Origin of the sequence: Tractidigestivibacter sp. (genome assembly GCF_050946515.1) — a bacterium.
In the GTDB taxonomy this organism is placed as follows: Bacteria; Actinomycetota; Coriobacteriia; order Coriobacteriales; family Atopobiaceae; genus Tractidigestivibacter.
In genome coordinates, this window is record NZ_JBMNUX010000003.1 from 1 (window position 1) to 18,907 (window position 18,907).

The 18,907-nt window shown below is 59.9% G+C and carries 14 protein-coding genes; 8 read left to right on the forward strand and 6 right to left on the reverse strand.

Going from position 1 to position 18,907, the window contains the following annotated elements; translation table 11 throughout:
- Positions 1–89 precede the first annotated feature (89 nt).
- The 4 genes from ACOYJL_RS02320 to ACOYJL_RS02335 all read right to left on the reverse strand — a co-directional run bounded on the left by ACOYJL_RS02320 (position 90) and on the right by ACOYJL_RS02335 (position 3,846).
- Entirely contained in the window at positions 90–344 is a 255-nt protein-coding gene (locus ACOYJL_RS02320) for a hypothetical protein (RefSeq protein WP_433568597.1), read from the reverse strand.
- A gap of 302 nt (positions 345–646) precedes the next feature.
- Positions 647–1,126 (reverse strand): N-acetyltransferase family protein, encoded by a 480-nt coding sequence (locus ACOYJL_RS02325; RefSeq protein WP_433568598.1) that lies wholly within the window; start codon positions 1,124–1,126, stop codon positions 647–649.
- 9 nt (positions 1,127–1,135) lie between these two features.
- Positions 1,136–2,347, reverse strand: coding sequence for an ATP-grasp domain-containing protein (locus ACOYJL_RS02330; RefSeq protein ID WP_433568599.1), 1,212 nt, complete (start codon positions 2,345–2,347; stop codon positions 1,136–1,138).
- Between the two features lie 200 nt (positions 2,348–2,547).
- Positions 2,548–3,846, reverse strand: coding sequence for an esterase family protein (locus tag ACOYJL_RS02335; RefSeq protein WP_433568600.1), 1,299 nt, complete (start codon positions 3,844–3,846; stop codon positions 2,548–2,550).
- 107 nt (positions 3,847–3,953) lie between these two features.
- Between ACOYJL_RS02335 and ACOYJL_RS02340 the strand changes: the two genes are divergently transcribed.
- From ACOYJL_RS02340 to ACOYJL_RS02355, 4 genes are all read left to right on the forward strand, one after another.
- A complete protein-coding gene (locus ACOYJL_RS02340) occupies positions 3,954–4,337 on the forward strand; it encodes a hypothetical protein (protein ID WP_433568601.1) in 384 nt (127 codons plus the stop codon).
- Between the two features lie 120 nt (positions 4,338–4,457).
- Positions 4,458–5,966, forward strand: coding sequence for a CHAD domain-containing protein (locus tag ACOYJL_RS02345; RefSeq protein ID WP_433568602.1), 1,509 nt, complete (start codon positions 4,458–4,460; stop codon positions 5,964–5,966).
- A gap of 2 nt (positions 5,967–5,968) precedes the next feature.
- Positions 5,969–7,348, forward strand: a complete 1,380-nt coding sequence (gene fumC / locus ACOYJL_RS02350) for a class II fumarate hydratase (RefSeq protein WP_433568603.1) — start codon at positions 5,969–5,971, stop codon at positions 7,346–7,348.
- A gap of 59 nt (positions 7,349–7,407) precedes the next feature.
- A complete protein-coding gene (locus ACOYJL_RS02355; RefSeq protein WP_433568604.1) occupies positions 7,408–8,031 on the forward strand; it encodes a flavodoxin family protein in 624 nt (207 codons plus the stop codon).
- A gap of 697 nt (positions 8,032–8,728) precedes the next feature.
- Here the strand turns inward: ACOYJL_RS02355 and ACOYJL_RS02360 are convergent.
- Both ACOYJL_RS02360 and ACOYJL_RS02365 read right to left on the reverse strand, forming a co-directional pair.
- Complete coding sequence (locus ACOYJL_RS02360; protein ID WP_433568605.1) at positions 8,729–9,952, reverse strand: M20 family metallopeptidase; 1,224 nt, start codon at positions 9,950–9,952, stop codon at positions 8,729–8,731.
- Between the two features lie 3 nt (positions 9,953–9,955).
- Positions 9,956–10,621, reverse strand: a complete 666-nt coding sequence (locus ACOYJL_RS02365) for a helix-turn-helix transcriptional regulator (protein WP_433568606.1) — start codon at positions 10,619–10,621, stop codon at positions 9,956–9,958.
- Between the two features lie 507 nt (positions 10,622–11,128).
- Between ACOYJL_RS02365 and ssnA the strand changes: the two genes are divergently transcribed.
- From ssnA to xdh, 4 genes are all read left to right on the forward strand, one after another.
- Positions 11,129–12,484: a putative aminohydrolase SsnA gene (ssnA, locus tag ACOYJL_RS02370; RefSeq protein ID WP_433568607.1), complete on the forward strand. Its 1,356-nt coding sequence runs from the start codon at positions 11,129–11,131 to the stop codon at positions 12,482–12,484.
- Between the two features lie 126 nt (positions 12,485–12,610).
- A complete protein-coding gene (gene ygfK / locus ACOYJL_RS02375; RefSeq protein WP_433568608.1) occupies positions 12,611–15,604 on the forward strand; it encodes a putative selenate reductase subunit YgfK in 2,994 nt (997 codons plus the stop codon).
- 6 nt (positions 15,605–15,610) lie between these two features.
- Positions 15,611–16,081 (forward strand): 4Fe-4S binding protein, encoded by a 471-nt coding sequence (locus tag ACOYJL_RS02380; RefSeq protein ID WP_433568609.1) that lies wholly within the window; start codon positions 15,611–15,613, stop codon positions 16,079–16,081.
- 12 nt (positions 16,082–16,093) lie between these two features.
- Positions 16,094–18,895 carry a selenium-dependent xanthine dehydrogenase gene (gene xdh / locus ACOYJL_RS02385; RefSeq protein ID WP_433568610.1) on the forward strand — a complete coding sequence of 934 codons (2,802 nt, stop codon included), beginning with the start codon at positions 16,094–16,096 and terminating at the stop codon, positions 18,893–18,895.
- Positions 18,896–18,907 lie beyond the last annotated feature (12 nt).

Here is an 18,907-nt window from a genome sequence, read left to right on the forward strand (position 1 = left end):
GGGCAAACCTTGCATTGCATGGCGGAAGACCTGCACGGACTCGTGCGAGCAGTTCCCATGCCCTATTTTCGGGCCTTGCCCTTCTTCTGCTAAGAGCAAGCGGCCGTACTGAACGTCTTTTGCGTAACGTCTCGCGCAGAGTGGGGGACAACCTCATCAATGGTCTTGAGCGTCTGCGGAGTTACATGTCCCAAAATGTAGCCAAGCACCACAATCAATAGAGAAAAAATCAGGATGATGACTAGCGCAACGACAATGGCATCAAGCGTGAAGGGTCCAATCTTGTGCTCTGATAGGCGCCTCAGAAACCCCCTCCTTGATGGCTTTTCGCTGTGCCTTGCCATGAATTCGCGTCCTTCTCTCAACGTGTCGTCAAAAAAAGCTTGATGATTGCTTAATAAAAATTTCCATTAATATGCATTTCCAGCCTATATTAAGCTCGCAGCTAATATGCAAACATCACAAACCTAAGTCTGGCGTAGAGTATAGGGCGGACGGCATAAGCGCCGAACAAATAACTTAAAATATGCTTTAAATTAGACACAAGTCCAAAAAACACCTGGGCGGACCAATGCGTTGTCGAAAAAAGAAAAAGGCTCGGGAACTCCCGAGCCTCAAGAGCCCTTATACGTCTGCCTGTTGAGCGCTACAGCACCTGCTCCATGCACGTCTTTTGCACTGACATCCCCATTGCCTCATAGAAGGCGCGCGCGCCGGGATTGCATTCCCACACGTTGAGCGTCACGTTGTGGAATCCTCCCTTTCGTGCAAAGTCAATAATATGCTGGTAGATGGCCGTGCCAACGTGCTTTCCGCGAGCATTCTCGTCCACGCAGATGTCATCGATGTACAGCGAGCGGATGGGCTGCATGTTGTTTGAGTGCGTGAAGTCCTGCACGACGCAAAAGCCATAGCCCAGAATCTCGCCCGGAGCGGCGTTATTCTCGACGGCCACAAAGATGGGGCGGTCATCGTCGGCGATGATTTCCTTGAGCTCCTCGTCGGTGTACTTTCTCGTTCCTGCGCGAAAGAGGTCGGGTCTTCCGTTTGCGTGGACCGACAGGACCTGCGAGAGGCACTTATCCAGTCCGGGGATGTCTGCATTAGTTGCTCTTCTTATTTGCATACATGCTCCTTACTTGTTCTTTGGTGCATGGACATAGCTTGAAAATTCATGCAGGCGCTCCTCAGAATCGACTCGTGCCACATACATATAGTCGCCCATATCATTAGAGAGCGCCGCCGGTACCTCTTGCTGCATCACGAGTTCGTTTTCCCAAGTAGAGAGAATCTCATCGTGGGCGTGCGCGTACTGGCGTCCCTTTCGCCTGCCTGCATAGACGCAAAGCCAGCCCCTTCCATCGGGCCCTGACCGCCTTTGGTCAAAGCAGACCATCTCTGCCCATATGCGATAGACATCGGTGGAATGAGCGAAGTTCATCATGTCCGGTGTGTAGCCACCGGTTGGGCGGCAGTTGACTTCAAGTCCGACATAGTCGCCGGCTTGCCCCAGACTGGGACGGTCTTCGGCCAGACGGAAGAATTCCATGTGCACGAATCGACGCGTGATGCCAAATCCGCGAGCTGTGGCACGGCCAATCTTAAGCAAGCGCGGATCAACGTCTGGTCGTGAGAAGTATGTAAGGTCAAGTCCCTGCGAAGCGATGTCTGACATCGAAGGAGGAAACTCCTCCTGGTTCTCGAAGAGAGGATTTCCCTGAGAGTCAAGAATCGCGTCATAGGCGACGATTGCACTCGCCGGGACGAATTCCTCCAAGACGTAGGGGGCAGCATGCTCGTACCAGCAGCGGTCCATAAGGGCCTTGAGCTCGCCCTCGTTGTTCAGCTTGTGCCCGCCTGCTGCTCCGACGCCCACCTCGGGCTTTGCAAAGATGGGGTAACCTCCCCACGATTGAATTGCTCCTCTTGTCTCGTCGAGCGAGCCCATGCGCACCTGTCTGGCCGATGGCACGCCCGAGCGAGCGTAAAGCGTCTTCATCTGTGCCTTTGACTGCCAGACGGCCATTTGTGAGGCTGACGCGCCTGTGGTTACATGAAAGTCGTCACGTAGACGAGCGTCAAGTGAGAGCCAGTGCTCGTTCATTGACTCAATCCAGTCCATGTGCCCATAGCGCCACGAGAGGTACGCCACCGCTCGAAAGACCTGGTCATAGTCCTCGAGCGTTGGCACGTAATAGTACTCGTCGAGCGAGGAGAGCACCTGCTGTGACAGATTCTCCGTTGGCGTGTCCCCAATGCCCAGTACCGTTGCGCCGCACTCTTTCAAGCGGGCGCACCAGAGCCAGTACGTCTCTGGGAACTGTGGCGATATGAAGGCGAAATTCATGGCGTGACCCCCTGTTTCTCACGCGCTTGCCTAGAGAATAACGCACCACTTTGTCGTTTGGGTTTCCGGCTCCAGGGTGGTTCTCTGTCCTCAGGGTTGGCGGGGGAAGGTGGCGGGATTTGGCGAATATAAGAAAGCCCCGGCGCGAGAAGGACTGCGCACGGGGCCGTTAGTCGCTTTTCCTATGTAGCAGAAATACGCTATTTGCTGCTGGTCTTCTTGGTCGTTGCGGCCTTCTTGGCGGCTGGCTTCTTTGCAGTCGCCGTGGACTTGGCAGCCGGCTTCTTTGCGGCTGCGGCCTTGGATGCCGTTGCGGTCTTCTTGGCGGCAGGCTTTGCGGCAGCTGCAGCAGTGGTGCTCTTGGCGGCTGCGGTCTTGGCGGCAGGCTCAGCCTTCTTGGCAGGGGAAGCTGCGGTCTTGGCGGCAGGCTCAGCCTTCTTGGCAGCCTGCTTCTTGGTCGCGGCGCTCTTGGACGTGGCCGAGGCCTTCTTTGCGGGAGCCGTCTTCGCGGCTGCGGTCTTGGCTGCAGCTGCGGGCTTCTTCTCGGCTGCCTTCGCGGCTGCGGTCTTGGAGGTCGCAGCAGCCTTGGCTGCCGGCTTAGCAGCCTCTGCCTTAGCGGCAGTTGCTGCCTTGGTGGTCTTTGCGGAGGCCTTCTTGGCTGCGGTCTTAGGAGCGGTCTTCTTGGTCGCGGAAGCCTTCTTGGCGGCTGTCTTCTTTGCGGGGGCGGCAGGCGCTTCGTCGGCAGTGGTCTTCTCTGCGTCCTCGATCACATACGGGAGGAAGTAACGAAGCTGCTTTTTCCACCAGTACCAGTCATGGTTGACGTCGGTTCCCCAATAGTCGAACCAAGCGTCGACGTTGAGGTCGCGGAAGTCCTGCTCTAGCAGGCGCTGCGTGCGGATGCTCTCCTCTTCGCCCTCTCCCTGACCAGTGCAGACGGCAAACTGACGCTTGCGATACAGGTCAAGGTAGGGATGGTTCTCGGGCGTGTTGGGCAGGAAGCTGACGGGAGAGTTCAGATAGAGCTTCTCGTTCATCCAATCGCCGAAGAAGTACGATGCGTCATAGCCACCGGAAAGCGCGATGCAGCCCTGGAAGAGGTCCGGACGGCGCAGGACGGCGATCATCGCGTGGGTTGCGCCAAGGCTGCAGCCGGCGGTCAGCGGACGACGACCAGACTCGTTGCGCTCGGCAACCAGGGGCACGACCTCGTTGCAGACAAAGTCGTAGTAGGACTCGATCACGTCGGTGCGCAGCTCGTTGTTGCCACCACGCGCAGACCAGCCCTCGGAATCAACGGAGTCGACGCTAAACACCTGGATGGTGCCTGCGTCAATGTAGTCGGCGACGCTCTCGAGAAGGCCGTTGTCCTCGAAGCTGTTGCTCATCATGCCTTCAGGCTGGAAGACAATCATGGGCCAACCGGCTTTTCCGTAAATCAGGACGTTCATGTCCTTGCTAAGGCTCTTGCTGTGGATGGTGACTTGCTCTCGATTCATGGTTATTTGCCCCCCTGTTTTCGTACTTGGCAGTAGCCTCAATGGTCGATAGCTTGACTTATGGTATCAATGATTGGTACCGCAATCGTGACGATAACGGAGTCTACATGGTAATTCACCGTTCTGAGCGACTCAAAGACGTAACCAAGGCGTTAGAATACGGCGTACTTGTGACGCTGGGCCTTGGTGTTCTGATATTCATTTTCGCGTTTCTTACGTCCGGCTTTGATGCGGTTCAAGCCGGCGACTGGGTCCGGAAGATCCTCTACATCTTGTCCGCTCTCGGCATTCTCATTGGCGGAGGGGCCATGCTCTTCTATGGCGACGAGTACGCCCCCCGCGTTCGCCAGGCAAAGGCCGAGGGCAAAGATCCCCTGATGAAACGAGAGGGACATCTTTCGTGGCAGGTGATGCTCGTGATTGCCTCGGCGGCGGCGCTTGTGATTACGAGCGTCTTTGAACTTGTTTACCTTGCCATTTTGGGCGCATAGCACTTAGCCGAGGTCTGTGTTCGTTGAGCCGACAGTAGTCAGGACCTTACAATCCAAGCCGCCTCAGACTGGTATCCTAATACCTTGTGTTTTCACTTTTTGAAAGGCGGAGGTTAAGTCATGGTCAAGACTCTCGTTCTTGTGCGTCATGGTAGAGCCGAAAAGGCCGCCGAGGGCGTTTCTGACAAGGACAGGCAGCTAACCAATGGTGCCACTCATGCATTGAGGACCGCTTACCCTAGAACTTTTTCTCTTATGGACGAGGAGGACGACGTCCACGTTTGGTGCAGCTCGGCCATAAGGGCTATGCAGACGGCGCAGTACGTGGCCGATGCGCTGGGCGCAAGCGACATCGAGGTTTCCGAGGCCCTCTACGAGCAGGATGTGGACGTCATTCTCGGTCAGATTGCCGCTTCGAAGGAGAAGACCGTCGTTATCGTCGGTCACGTGCCCTCGCTCAACGCCATTGCGTCGCGCTTGCTTGGCGCCGACATTTCGCTCGAAACAGGCTCGGCCATTGCGCTGCGCATGCCCGATTGCGAGGGGGCTCACGCAAAGCTCCTCTGGTACGTTGCGGGACCTCAGGACGCGCTCTTTGAGTCGCTCGTCTCAATCGAGGACGCCGTCGCGTCTTGTGCGGACGAGCTCTCTGCCAAGGCCGAGGCATTTCTTGAGGACCCAACCGACGTAGACGCGCTGCGCGACTTCCGCATTGCGGTGCGCCGCCAGCGCTCCATCTCTTCGTTCCTGCGCCCGTGGATTTCCAAGAAGCAAGAAGAGCGCGTTGACAAGGCGCTTCGCGACGTGCAGGACGCCTCGCTCCGCATGCGCTGCATCGACATCCTGTCAGGCTGCGTCGACGACCTCGTTGAGACTGGCGAGCTGGGCGATAACAGCCTGCTTCCCGTTGCATGCGCCAAGGAGCGCCAGCTTGAGTGCGAGTCGTTTTTGGCCTATGTGCGCAAGCATAAGGTTCGCCGCAAGCTGGGCGACGCCCTTCGCGACCTGCATGCCATTCACTGGAAGAAGTCCGTTCAAGCAAGCGGTCTGACAGAGCGCGACCTTCAGGCTCGCTTCGACCAAGAGCTTGAGGCGGTCGACAACCGGCTCTTTGGCATCGATTTGAGCGATGCCGACGCGGTTCATTCTGCTCGCGTTGACGCCAAGGAAGTTCACTATGTGGCCAACCGGCTGGGCGTTGTGCTAGGCGACGAGCGCGCGCAGATGAGCCAGTACATGGACGAAATCCAGAAGGACCTTGGCGAGCTGGACAATGCCCGTGTGAACGCCTCTTTGGCGCATGAGTTCCAGCACAGCCCGCGCTTTCGCGGCGTGCGTGCTGACCTGGGCGTTGTTGCCCGCGATCAAGAGGAGGTCAGCTCCGCTATTGTGACTGGCATCCGCCGCCGCGAGCCCGACGCGCGCGACGCCGTCGAGGAAGACCAGCAGGTTCTTGAGGAAGAGGACCGCGAGGCCGTCGTAGCCGAGAGGGCCGAGCCCGTAAACCTTGTCGAGAAGGACATCGTCGAGGACGAGGCCGGCGAGGCCGAGGAGGCAGTCGGCGCGGACGCCGGAGGCGCCGAAGCCGATGACGCAGCAAACGACCCAGATGGCAGCCAGGAGGAGTAGTCATGGCCAAGGCAGAAGCGGGTTTTCGCATCGAGCACGACTCTATGGGAGAGATGCGGGTGCCTGCCGATGCCTTGTGGGGTGCCCAAACCCAGCGCAGCCATGAGAATTTCCCCATCGGCGGCGAGCGGATGCCAAAAGAAATCATCCGCGCATTTGCGGTGCTTAAGAAGGCGGCTGCGCGTGCCAACTGCTCTCTTGGGAAGCTCGATCAACAGGATTGCGACCTTATCAGCCAGGTTGCGGACGAGATTCTCGCCGGCAAGCTGGATGACAACTTCCCGCTTGTGGTTTGGCAGACCGGGTCTGGCACGCAGTCGAACATGAACGTGAACGAGGTCATCGCAAACCGTGGCAACCAGATTGCCGGCGAGCGCAGGCTGCACCCCAACGACACCGTCAACATGAGCCAAAGCTCAAACGACACCTTTCCAACGGCAATGCATATCGCTGCTGTGATTTCTATAAAGCAGCAGCTCATTCCAGCCATTGACCAGATGGTCCATACGCTGCGGCAGCTTGAGGGGAGCAACGCCGGAGTCATCAAGTGCGGTCGCACCCACCTGCAGGATGCCGTGCCCATCGCTTTCTCCCAAGAGATTTCCGGCTGGAGGGGGCTTCTCGAGAATTCGCGCGAAGAGATTCTCGCTACCCTGCCGGGGCTCTACCGCCTAGCGCTTGGCGGAACGGCCGTCGGAACCGGGCTTAATGCTCCGGAAGGCTTTGCCGATGCAGTCGCGTCAGAAGTTGCGCAGCTTACCGGAGAGCCGTTCGTCTCGGCGCCCAACAAGTTTGCAGCGCTTTCCGGCAAGGACGCTGTCTCCTTCTCTCATGGTGCGCTTCGCACCTTGGCAGCCAACATGATGAAGATTGCAAACGATGTGCGCTGGCTTGTCTCCGGTCCACGCTGCGGCTTGGGAGAGATTCGCATTCCCGCCAACGAGCCGGGAAGCTCGATTATGCCGGGCAAGGTGAACCCGACGCAGTGCGAGGCGGTCACGATGGTGGCCGTGCAGGTGATGGGCAACGACGCCACGATTGGCTTTGCTGCCAGCCAGGGCAACTTCGAGCTGAACGTTTTTATGCCAGTGATTGCCTACGACTTTCTGCAGTCCGTCCGCCTGCTGTCCGATGTCATAAAAAGTTTTGACAAGCGCTGCGTTCGCGGCATTGAGCCTATACGCACGAAAATGGACGAGAACCTACACCGTTCGCTCATGCTCGTCACCTGCCTGAGCCCCTACATTGGCTACGAGAATGCGGCTAAGGTGGCACATAAGGCGTTTGAGGATGGCACGAGTTTGCGCGACGCCTGCGTTGAGCTTGGCTTTTTGACGGCAGAGCGTTTTGACGAAGTCTTTCATCCCGAGCAGATGGTGTAGCAAAATCTCTTCTCGTGCGATAATCACTGTTGAATAAATTGTCGAGGAGAGGAGAGATAGTGAAAGTTTTGATGCTTAATAGCGGCATGACCACTACTGGAAATACCGCTATTGCGCTTAATGAGGTCGGAAAGACGCTTGCAGAAGAGGGCATCGACTACGAGATTTTCCACTTGCCAACGAGCCCCATCCGAGACTGCATCAGCTGCCATAAGTGCTCTAGAGACGGCAGGTGCGTCTTCGACGACGACCCCGTAAACGAATTCGCCGCAAAGGCAAAGGAAGCTGACGGCTTCGTCTTTGGTACTCCAGTCTATTACGGACACCCAACGGGCAGGATCCAGTCATTTCTCGACCGGGTTTTCTATAGCCAGGGAGGCAACTTTGCGTTCAAACCCGGCGCGTCTGTGGTGATTGCCCGCCGTGGCGGCATCTCTTCAAGCTTTGATGTCATGAACAAGTACTTTGGCATCTCGAGCATGATCACCGTGGGCTCGACCTACTGGAATATGGTTTACGGACAAAAGCATGGCGAGGCCGAGCAGGATACTGAGGGTTTGCAAACCATGCGAAACCTTGGGCGCAACATGGCGTGGATTCTGAAGTGCATAGAAGCCGGGCGCGACGCGGGCATCAAAGACCCTGTCGTTGAGCACAGCAACTGGATGAACTTCATTCGCTAGATCCTTTTTGAGGTCTTGCCCTCCAAGCCCCTCTGCCGCCGGCGCCGCAACATTGGCTTGCCTGCCATTGCCACAGCCTGCCATCGCCATAGTGTGGGACCGGCGGCGAATCGGCTTCTTCTGACGTGCGGGGGTAATGGGCGTTTCCGCAGGTCGCGAGTCACGTCGTGCGGGACTGCGCGGTCGGCGGCTCGGCGTCGTTCCATCGTGTGGGGCTGCCGCGATTGCTACCTGCAGCATGCCATTTCTCTACCTGCGGCTTAGCTGAATCGCTCTCGTCGGGAGTCCGCCTCGCAGGCGAAGAGCCCCACACAACGCGAAGGCCTCTCAGTTCCCTTCGCCGCATTCCGCACAATAGAACTGCAAGCGCAGGGAAGGCGCAGGTAGGAGAGCTGGGCGAGAAGCCCGCCCCACACGATGAGCAGCATCATTTCCCTTGCGGCCCCACACAACGCGTCACTGACAACTTGCGCGACTTCTGCGGCATCAGAAGTCGCGCAATCTGGCAGGCCGAGCATCAGAAGTCGCGTAACCTGGCAAAACGGGCATCAGAAGTCGCGCAACCTGGCGACCCCCAGCATCAGAAGTCGCGCAAGTTGGCACGGGGCACCAGAGTCGGCGGGCCCTGTTGTGAGGGCATCAGAGGTCGCGCAGCCTGGCAGGCGCGGAGGAGGGCGCAATCACGCGACGCAGCGGATTAGAACAGGTCCGTCACCAGTTGCGAGACAACCGCGCGAACCCGTGCGAGGTCAGCCACGGGCACGCGCTCGTTTGGTTTGTGTGCAAGCTCCAGATCTCCCGGTCCGTACGAAAGGCATTCTGGATTGTTACAGGTGCCAGCTACAACGGCGGAGTCGGTGTATCCGGTAAAGACGTCGGTCTCGACGGCCTTGCCCGTGACCTTCTCGCAGGCGGCCGACAGGGCGCGAAGCAGCTCCGAACTCTGGGGCAGCACGATTGCCGGTCTGTCGCCCGTGCACTCAAGTTCGCCATGCGCTCCAGGAACGGCTTTCTCGGCATCGCGAATGGCGCCCTCGATCAGCGCACGCGCGTCGGTCGTGGTCGTTGGCGGAACTAGGCGCAGATCGATGGTGAAAGCGCATTCATCGGGCACAACATAAGGACTGTAGCCACCTCTGATTTGCCCGAAAGTCACCGTAGAGAAGCCAAGCTCGGGATGCGCGGGCATCGCGCTCACCTCAGCCCGAACGCGGGTGATGACCTCGGCCGCAGCGACAATCGCGTCAGCCCCGCGCCACGGCGTGCTCGCGTGCGCGGTCACGCCATGCATTTTGACGATAAACCACGTGCGACCCTTGTGAGACCCCCGGGCCGCGCCTCCGGTAGGCTCAAGGTCCATGACCCAGCCTGAGTGCCCAAGCCAGCCAGCGCGGATGGCCGCCTCGGACCCGCGCATCAGGTCTTCCTCGTCAACAGTGCAAACAAGCGAGACGGACTTTCTTGGCAGCTCGCCGCGCCTGCCTACCTCGGCAAGCGCATCCGAGAACGCTAGCATCCCGCAAGCAAGGCCGCCTTTCATGTCGCACGAGCCGCGCCCATACAGCTCGTCGCCAATAAGGGTGGGGGAGAAGGCCGGGGTCTTCTCGCTCCATCCGGCTCCCTCTCGCACGGTGTCCATGTGGCAAAGGATGCTCAGGTCGGAGGGGCAATCCGTTGCTTGCGTGCTGATTGCGCCCGCGTCGCCTCGTGCCGGAATCGTTGCCCTCAGGCAGCTCCGCCCGGGCAGAGCCTCAAGCTCCTCGATGCGGACTTCTGGCGCAAGCTTTCCGGCAAGCGCAATGTGCTCGTCAAGCCATGAGCGAACAAACCCTTCGACGTCCGCCTCGTACGTTCCGGGGTCCGTGCTCTCGATAGAGACAAGCCGACTGGTTAGCTCGGTTGCCTCGGCATCAGAGTCCATATGCTAGCTGTCCTTCTCCTCGGACTTCTCCTTTTGTGCCTTCGCCTCGTCCATGTAGCTGTAGAGCGTGTACTTTGAGATGCCAAAGGTATTGCAGACCTTTTGGCCCGCCTTGGTGATCAGGAAGGCGCCGGCGTCGTTCAAAAATCCGATTGCGCGCACCTTGTCGTCGCGGCTCATGAGTGCCACGGGCTTGCCGACAAGTGCCACGCTCTGGTCGATAAGCTGGTCGAGAAGGTCGTTGACGTTGTGAGGAATGACGTCGGGCTGCTCGGCGTGGTCGTTGCTGGAGATAAGCTCCTTGAGCGTGTTGGACATCGAGACGAGCGACGTCGAGTCGTAGTTGATAGCGAAGATGCCCGTAGGCTTGCCGCTGCTGTCGCGGAAGAAGATGGTGCTGGAGCGAAGCTCGCGACCGTCTTCGGTGCGCGTGTGGTAGGCAAGGTGATCGGAAAGCTTGCCAGGGTCAGAGTTCAACGCCTTGAGAACGACGTTAGACGGTCCGTCTCCAAGCTTGCGCCCGGTCACATGGCCATTCTCTATGGCAACAATCGTGCTGTCAGGGTTCTCGGACTCCAAGTCGTGAACGACAACCTCGCAATTCGAACCAAACTGAGTGGCAATGCCTTTTGCGAGGCGCGATAGAAACTCAATCTCAGACTTCTTCATAATGACGACCCGTCCGTCAATGATTCACGGAGACAAACCCAGCCAACGCCAATTAGATGGCAAGATGGCAAACCCGAACGTTTGACCTGCGAAAAGACCAGTAGTACATACAAAAATACAGACCTAAATAAAATTTGCAAGGACAAATTCCACGAACGTTCGATGGTTTGGCGCAGCGTTACTTCATTTAAAAACTAACGGTACCGCCTGCACCTCCAATCGACCGTACACCGATAGCTTTCAGGTATGCGAGGTGGGAGGCCCAATAATTGACCTAAATATTTGTTAGGTTAAATTACAAGTATTCCGCTGCACGTCGGCATGCTGTGGGGTCCGGTGCAGAGGACGGCAATGCGGCAAATGGTCGCTGGGAGATAGCTGTTCGGGTAGTCGAGTGCCCGGGTCGTGACATCGGCGCGACCTCACTCGGCCGGCACGGCAAGAGAGGGTCGTGCTGCATTCGGAATGGCCGTAGCTGATCTGCGGCATGTAGCAGAGGAGGAACCTATGCTACTTGTTGGGAACGGTCGCGTCGTCACCAGGGACGAGAAGAACCCCTACATTGCGGACGGCGCTGTCGTCATCGAGGACGACAAGATCAAGGCAGTGGGCACCCGCGCCGACATGGAGAAGGCCTATCCGGATGCCGAATTCATCGACGCCCAGGGCGGCATCATCATGCCCGGCCTGATCAACTGCCATACGCATATCTACTCCGGCCTTGCCCGCGGCCTTTCTATCAAGGGCTGCAACCCCACCAACTTCCTTGAGAACCTCGAGCAGCAGTGGTGGAACATCGACCGCCACCTGACGCTTGACGGCACCCGCGCCTGCGCCTACGTCACGATGATGGAGTCGTTCAGAAACGGCGTCACCACCATCTTTGATCACCACGCAAGCTTCCGCGAGATTCCCGGCTCGCTCTTTGCAATCAAGGACGTGGCACAGGAGATGGGCATGCGCGCCTGCCTGTGCTACGAGGTCTCCGACCGTGACGGCAAGGAGAAGCTCGACCAGTCAATCCAGGAGAACGCCGACTTCGCTCGCTGGGCTGCCGACCAGGACTCCGACATGATTGCCGCGATGTTCGGCGGCCATGCCCTCTTCACGCTGCCCGACGAGACGCTCGACCGCATGGTCGAGGCCAACAACGGCCTGACCGGCTTCCACATCCATGTGTGCGAGGGCATGAACGACGTCTACGACAGCGCCCAGAAGCACGGCTGCACCTCCATCCATCGCCTGCTCGACCACGGGATCCTGGGCGAGAAGACCATGCTTGGCCACTGCATCCACATCACTCCGGCCGACATGGACATCGTTGCCGAGACCCACACCAAGATCGTCAACAACCCACAGTCCAACGCCAACAACGCCGTGGGCACCGCTCCCGTGCTGGAGTTCTTCAAGCACGGCATCACCGTCACCATGGGTACTGACGCCTATACGCACGACATGCTCCAGTCGCTCAAGGCATTCATCCCCCTGCAGCGCCTGAACTCCACGCTTCCCAACGTCGGTTGGGGAGAGGCCATGACGATGCTCTTCAAGAACAACGCCGAGGTCGCCAACATGTACTTCGCTACCAAGCCCCAGGGCAAGCCACTGGGCATCCTCGCCCCTGGCGCCGCGGCCGACGTCGCCGTCTTTGACTATCCTGCGCCCACGCCGTTTATGGCCGAGAACATCGACGGCCACATCCTCTTTGGCGTCGAGGGCCATGACTGCACAACCACCATCGTCAACGGACGCGTGGTCTATCGCGATCGCAAGTTCACCGACATCGACAAGGAGCGCATTGACGCCTTTGTGATGGATCAGTCCAAGAAGCTCTGGGGAGAGCTCAACGACCGCGAGTACTAATTCCGTCATGTGGTAAATCCGCCGCAGGTCATAGGGGGTCTGCGGCGGTTGGCATGCCCGGATCTTCCGTGGCGCCGGGCATGCGAGAAGTTCCCACGGAGGAGCATTACTAGGAGAGGAAACGCAATGAGCGATATCATGCGCCCGATGCCCTTCGACCAGTTGATGAACTGGATTCTGACCGAGTACAAGACCCAGGGGACGATCTTTGGCGAGAAGCGCCTTGCCCACCTTGGCCCCAAGGCCCGCCCCATCTTCGACGAGCGTATCGAGAGCCCCGTTGGCCCTGCCGCAGGCCCTAACTCTCAGCTTGCTCAGAACATCATTGCCGCGTACGCCACCGGCGCCCGCTTCATGGAGCTCAAGACCGTCCAGAAGATGGACGGCGCCGAGCTTTCTGCCTGCGTGAACAAGCCCTGCATCCTGGCCTCCGACGAGGGCTACAACTGCGAGTGGTCCACCGAGCTCACCGTCCCCGACGCCTTCAACGAGTACGCGAAGGCCTGGGTCGCCTGCAAGCTCATCGCCAAGGAGTACGGTCTGGGAGACCCTGACGGCTTCGTCTTCAACATGTCCGTCGGCTATGACCTCGAGGGCATCAAGGGCGAGAAGGTCGACACCTACATCAACAACATGATGGACGCCTCCGACACCCCCGTCTTCAAGGAGGCCATCGCTTGGGCAAAGGCCAACCTCGACCGCTTCCAGAACGTGGACGAGGCCTTCGTCGACTCCATCTCGCCGCGCATCTCTCGCTCCGTCACCGAGTCCACGCTGCACGGCTGCCCGCCCGACGAGATTGAGCGCATCGCGTCCTACCTCATCACCGAGAAGGGCCTCAACACCTACATCAAGTGCAACCCGACGCTTCTGGGCTATGACTATGCGCGCAAGACCCTCGACTCGCTGGGCTTTGACTACATCGTCTTTGACGACCATCACTTCACGACCGACCTTCAGTGGGCCGACGCCGTGCCGATGCTTGAGCGCCTTATCAAGCTCGCTGGCGAGAAGGGCGTCGAGTTTGGCGTCAAGCTCACCAACACCTTCCCCGTCGACGTCACGCGCTCCGAGCTTCCCAGCGAAGAGATGTACATGTCCGGTCGCTCGCTCTACCCGCTGACCGTCTCGCTCGCCAAGCGCATCTCCGAGCAGTTCGACGGGAAGCTCCGCATCTCCTACTCCGGCGGCGCCGACGCCCTGAACATCCATGCGCTCGTTGACGCAGGCATCTGGCCGATCACGATGGCCACCACCATGCTCAAGCCTGGCGGCTACCAGCACTTCTCGCAGATCGTCGACGAGCTCTCCGACATCGACGACCAGCCCTTCTCCGGCGTGGACGTGCAGGCCGTTTCCAAGATCGTGGACGACGCCCTCACCAACCCTCGCTACAAGAAGCCCATCAAGCCGACGCCCGACCGCCACGTTGGCGCCAAGCTCCCGCTGCTCGACTGCTTCACCGCTCCGTGCCGGGAGGACTGCCCCATCAAGCAGGACATCCCGGGCTATCTGCGCGCTACGCAGGAGGGCCGCTACGCCGACGCCCTGAACATCATCCTCGAGCGCAACGCGCTTCCGTTCACCACGGGCACCATCTGCCCGCACACCTGCGGAAACTCCTGCATGCGCAACTACTACGAGGAGCACGTGCACATCCGCGAGTTCAAGCTCGAGGCTGCCGAGAAGGGCCTCGCTGAGGTTCTGCCGACGCTTTCTGCCCGCGGCCACGTTGACGGCAAGAAGGTTGCCGTCATCGGCGCTGGCCCTGCGGGACTTGCCGCTGCGTCGTTCCTCAGCCGCGCTGGCGTGGACGTCACCGTCTTCGAGCGCACCGCAAAGCTCGGCGGCATCGTCCGCCACGTGATTCCTGGCTTCCGCATCTCCGACGAGGCCATCGACCATGACGTGGAGCTCTGCTCCGCCTATGGCGCAACGTTCAAGACCGACGCCAACGTCACCGACGCCCGCGAGCTTCTGTCCCAGGGCTTCACCGACGTCGTCGTGGCCATTGGAGCTTGGGCTCCTGGTCGCCCTGCCCTCAAGAGCGGACATGCCCTGGACGCCCTCGAGTTCCTCGAGGCCTTCAAGGCTGACCCCGCGTCTTTAGACCTTGGCTCCGACGTCGTCGTCATCGGCGGCGGCAACACCGCCATGGACGTCGCCCGTGCCGCAAAGCGCGTGCCCGGCGTCAAGAACGTGCGCCTTGTCTACCGTCGCACCCGTCGCTACATGCCAGCCGACGAGGAAGAGCTGCAGATGACCCTTGACGACGGCGTTGAGTTCATGGAGCTCCTTGCCCCTGGCGACCTTGCCGACGGCAAGCTGACCTGCGACGTCATGAAGCTCGGCGCTCCCGACGCCTCCGGTCGCCGCGCCCCCGAGTCCACCGGCGAGACCACGACCGTTCCTGCCACCGCCGTCATCACGGCCGTTGGCGAGCGCATCGAGGATGGCCTTTATGCCACCACTGGCTGCGAGCTTGACAAGAAGGGTCGCCCGGTTGTGGACGACAACCTCCAGACCACCGTCGAGCACGTCTTTGCCGTGGGCGACTGCCGCCGCGGTCCTGCAACCGTGGTCAAGGCCATTGCCGACGCGCAGGTTGTCGCAACAGCCATCAGCGGCTTCGACTTCTCCGGCAAGGATCAGACCAACATCCGCGAGGACTACGACAACGTGCTTGCCAACCGCGGCTCGCTTGAGGCCGAGGTCGCTTCCCTCGCCAAGACCCGCTGCCTGGGCTGCCCGACCGTCTGCGAGACCTGCGTTGAGGTCTGCCCGAACCGCGCCAACGTCGCCATCCGCGTTCCTGGCATGCGCGAGCGTCAGATCGTTCACGTCGACGGCATGTGCAACGAGTGCGGCAACTGCGCCGTGTTCTGCCCGTACAGCGAGGGCCGTCCGTACAAGGACAAGCTCACCCTGTTCTGGAGCCGCGAGGACTTCGACAACTCCGAGAACGAGGGCTTCCTGCCCGAGAATGGCGGAATGCTCGTGAGGCTCGACGGCAATGTGGCCGCCTATAACGTGGACGACCCCAGCTGCGGCCTGCCCGAGGGCGTCCGCGCCACCATCCTTGCCGTGCGTGACAACTATTCCTATCTGATGGCGAGGTAAGCATCTATGGCTCGAAAGAAGATGTACGCAGTCGTTCACTGTTGGGGCGGTCCCGACATGGGGAAGGTCTGCGAGTATGGCTGTGTCGGCTGCGGTGCTTGTGAGCGGGCATGCAGAAAGGGCGCCATCTCCTTCAACGAGTTTGGCGTTGCTCACGTTGACCGCAGCAAGTGCGTTGGTTGTGGTCTGTGCGCTAAGGCGTGCCCGCAGGAAATCATCTCCCTCGAGCCCGCAGGTGCAACTATTCAACCGCTCTGCGCGAGCCGCTTGGCGGGCAAGCAGGCCAAGGAGTTCTGCTCCTCTGCTTGCATCGCCTGCGGCGCGTGCGAGCGCGCCTGCACGTCCGACGGCATCCACGTTGTGGACAACCGACCGGTCATCAACAGCGACAACTGCATTGCTTGCGGCATGTGCGCCACCAAGTGCCCCATGGGGGTCATCCACGACGCGCACGGTCTTGTTTCAAAGGCGTTCTAGAGGGAAGTCACGATGGGAAAGTACACTTTTTATGTCAATGGCGAGGAGCGCTCGACCGACGAGAACAAGTCGCTTCTCCGTTATCTGCGCGACGACCTTCATCTGACCTCCGTCAAGGACGGCTGCTCTGAGGGCGCTTGCGGCACCTGCACCGTGGTCATCGACGGCATTGCCACCAAGGGCTGCGTCATGACCACCAAGCTTGCGCAAGGCCGCCAGATCCTTACCGTTGAGGGCTTGACCGACGCCGAGAAGGACGCCTTTGTCTACGCGTTCGGCGCTGTGGGAGCCGTCCAGTGCGGCTTCTGCATCCCTGGAATGGTCATGAGCGGCGCTGCCCTTGTGCGCTCTAACCCCAACCCGACCGAGGACGAGGTCAAGACAGCAATCCGCGGCAACATCTGCCGCTGCACCGGCTACAAGAAGATCATCGAGGGCATCATGCTGGCCGCCAAGGTTCTTCGCGGCGAGGCTCAGATTGACGAGGCCCTTGAGCGCGGCGACAAGTACGGCGTGGGCGATCGTGCCTTCCGCGTGGACGTGCGCCGCAAGGTCCTGGGCTACGGCAAGTATCCCGACGACCTGAACGAGACGGACCTCCCGGGCATGGCGTATGGCTCTGCCATCCGCTCCAAGTACCCGCGCGCCCGCGTTCTTAAGATCGATACCTCCAAGGCAGAGGCTCTTCCTGGCGTCGTGGGCGTTCTCACGGCCAAGGACGTGCCTGTCAACGAGGTCGGCCATCTTATCCAGGATTGGGACGTCTTCATTGCCGAGGGCGACATCACCCGCTGCGTGGGCGACGCCATCTGCCTTGTTGTTGCCGAGGACCCCAAGACCCTCGAGAAGGCCAAGAAGCTCGTGAAGATCGACTACGAGCCGCTTGAGCCCGTCCGCAACATCGAGGAGGCAAAGGCGCCCGGCGCCCCCATCCTCCACAAGGACTTCCTTGCATTTGGCAAGCGCGTCCAGCTTAAGGACAACGTCTGCCAAAGCCGCCACGTTGTTCGCGGCAATGCCAAGGAGGCTCTTGAGCACTCCGCTCACGTGGTCACCAAGACGTTTGAGACTCCCTTCACCGAGCACGCGTTCCTTGAGCCGGAGTGCGCTGTCGCCATCCCGTACAAGGACGGCGTGAAGGTCTTCTCCACCGACCAAGGCGCTTATGACTCCCGCAAGGAGATCGCTCACATGTTTGGCTGGGACGACACGCCTGAGCGCGTCGTCGTTCAGACCATGCTGGTGGGCGGCGGCTTTGGCGGCAAGGAGGACGTCTCCGTCCAGCACCTCTCCGCTCTTGCTGCTTATCGCTTCAACCGTCCTGTCAAGGTGAAGCTCACCCGCCAGGAGTCCATCAACTTCCACCCCAAGCGCCATGCCATGAAGGGCACCTTCACGCTTGGCTGCGACGAGAATGGCATCCTGACCGGCCTTGACTGCGAGATCAATTTTGACACCGGCGCCTATGCGAGCCTTTGCGGTCCTGTTCTGGAGCGCGCTTGCACGCATGCCGTCGGACCATATAAGTACCAAAACACCGACATCCGCGGCTATGGCTATTACACCAACAACCCGCCTGCAGGTGCGTTCCGTGGCTTTGGCGTCTGCCAGAGCGAGTTTGCCCTTGAGTGCTTGATGGACCTTCTCGCCGACGAGGTGGGAATCAGCCCTTGGGAGATTCGCTATCGCAACGCCATCGAGCCGGGCGAGGTTCTGCCCAACGGTCAGATTGCTGACTGCTCAACGGCCCTCAAGGAGACGCTGCTTGCCGTCAAGGATGCTTACGAGGCCAACAAGGACCATTGCGGCATCGCTTGCGCCATGAAGAACGCAGGCGTCGGCGTTGGTCTGCCCGACGCTGGTCGCTGCCGCATCCGCGTTGAGAACGGCCGCGCTGTGATCTACTCCGCAACCTCTGACATCGGCCAAGGCTGCAACACCGTCTTCCAGCAGGACGTGGCCGAGGCTTGCGGCCTTCCTAAGGCGCTCATCGAGAACGGCGAGTGCTCCACCGAGGCTGCTCCTGACTCCGGCACCACCTCTGGCTCCCGCCAGACGGTCGTCACCGGCGAGGCTGTCCGTGGCGCCGCCTTCCTGCTGCGCGACGCCATGGTTCGCTGGGAAGAGGAGGGCGTGCTTCCCGAGGGTCCCGTCAACGCTGGCGGCGACGGCAAGACGTTCCACTTTGAGGACGGCACTCAGTACGAGACCGACCCCGTGGAGCTTACGGCTGGCCATACCCGCACGGCCAAGGACCCGAAGGCTGCCCTTGCCGCCCTTGAGGGCTGCGAGTTCTACTACGAGTACTTGGAGCCCACGGACAAGCTGGGCGCCGACAAGCCCAACCCCAAGAGCCACATCTGCTATGGCTTCGCCACGCACCTGGTGGTCTTGGACAAGAACCGTCGCGTCAGCGAGGTCTACGCTGCGCACGATTCCGGCAAGGTCGTGAACCCCATCGCGATCCAAGGTCAGATCGAGGGCGGCGTTCTTATGGGCATGGGCTACGCCCTGACAGAGGACTACCCCCTGAAGGACAGCGTCCCCACCGCGCATTACGGAACGCTGGGTCTTCTCCGCGCCCCTCAGATCCCCAACATCCATGCCATCTACGTCGAGAAGGACGAGCTCCTTCCGGTGGCATACGGCGGAAAGGGCATTGGCGAGATTGCCACGATCCCGACCGCTCCTGCAGTGCAAAATGCGTATAGGCGCGTCGATGGTGTGCTTCGCACGAAGCTCCCGCTTGACGGCACGCCTTACTCCAGAACGACGACAGCTCAGGATGGTAAGACGCCCGAAAAAGGCGCGTAACGCGTAAGGAGG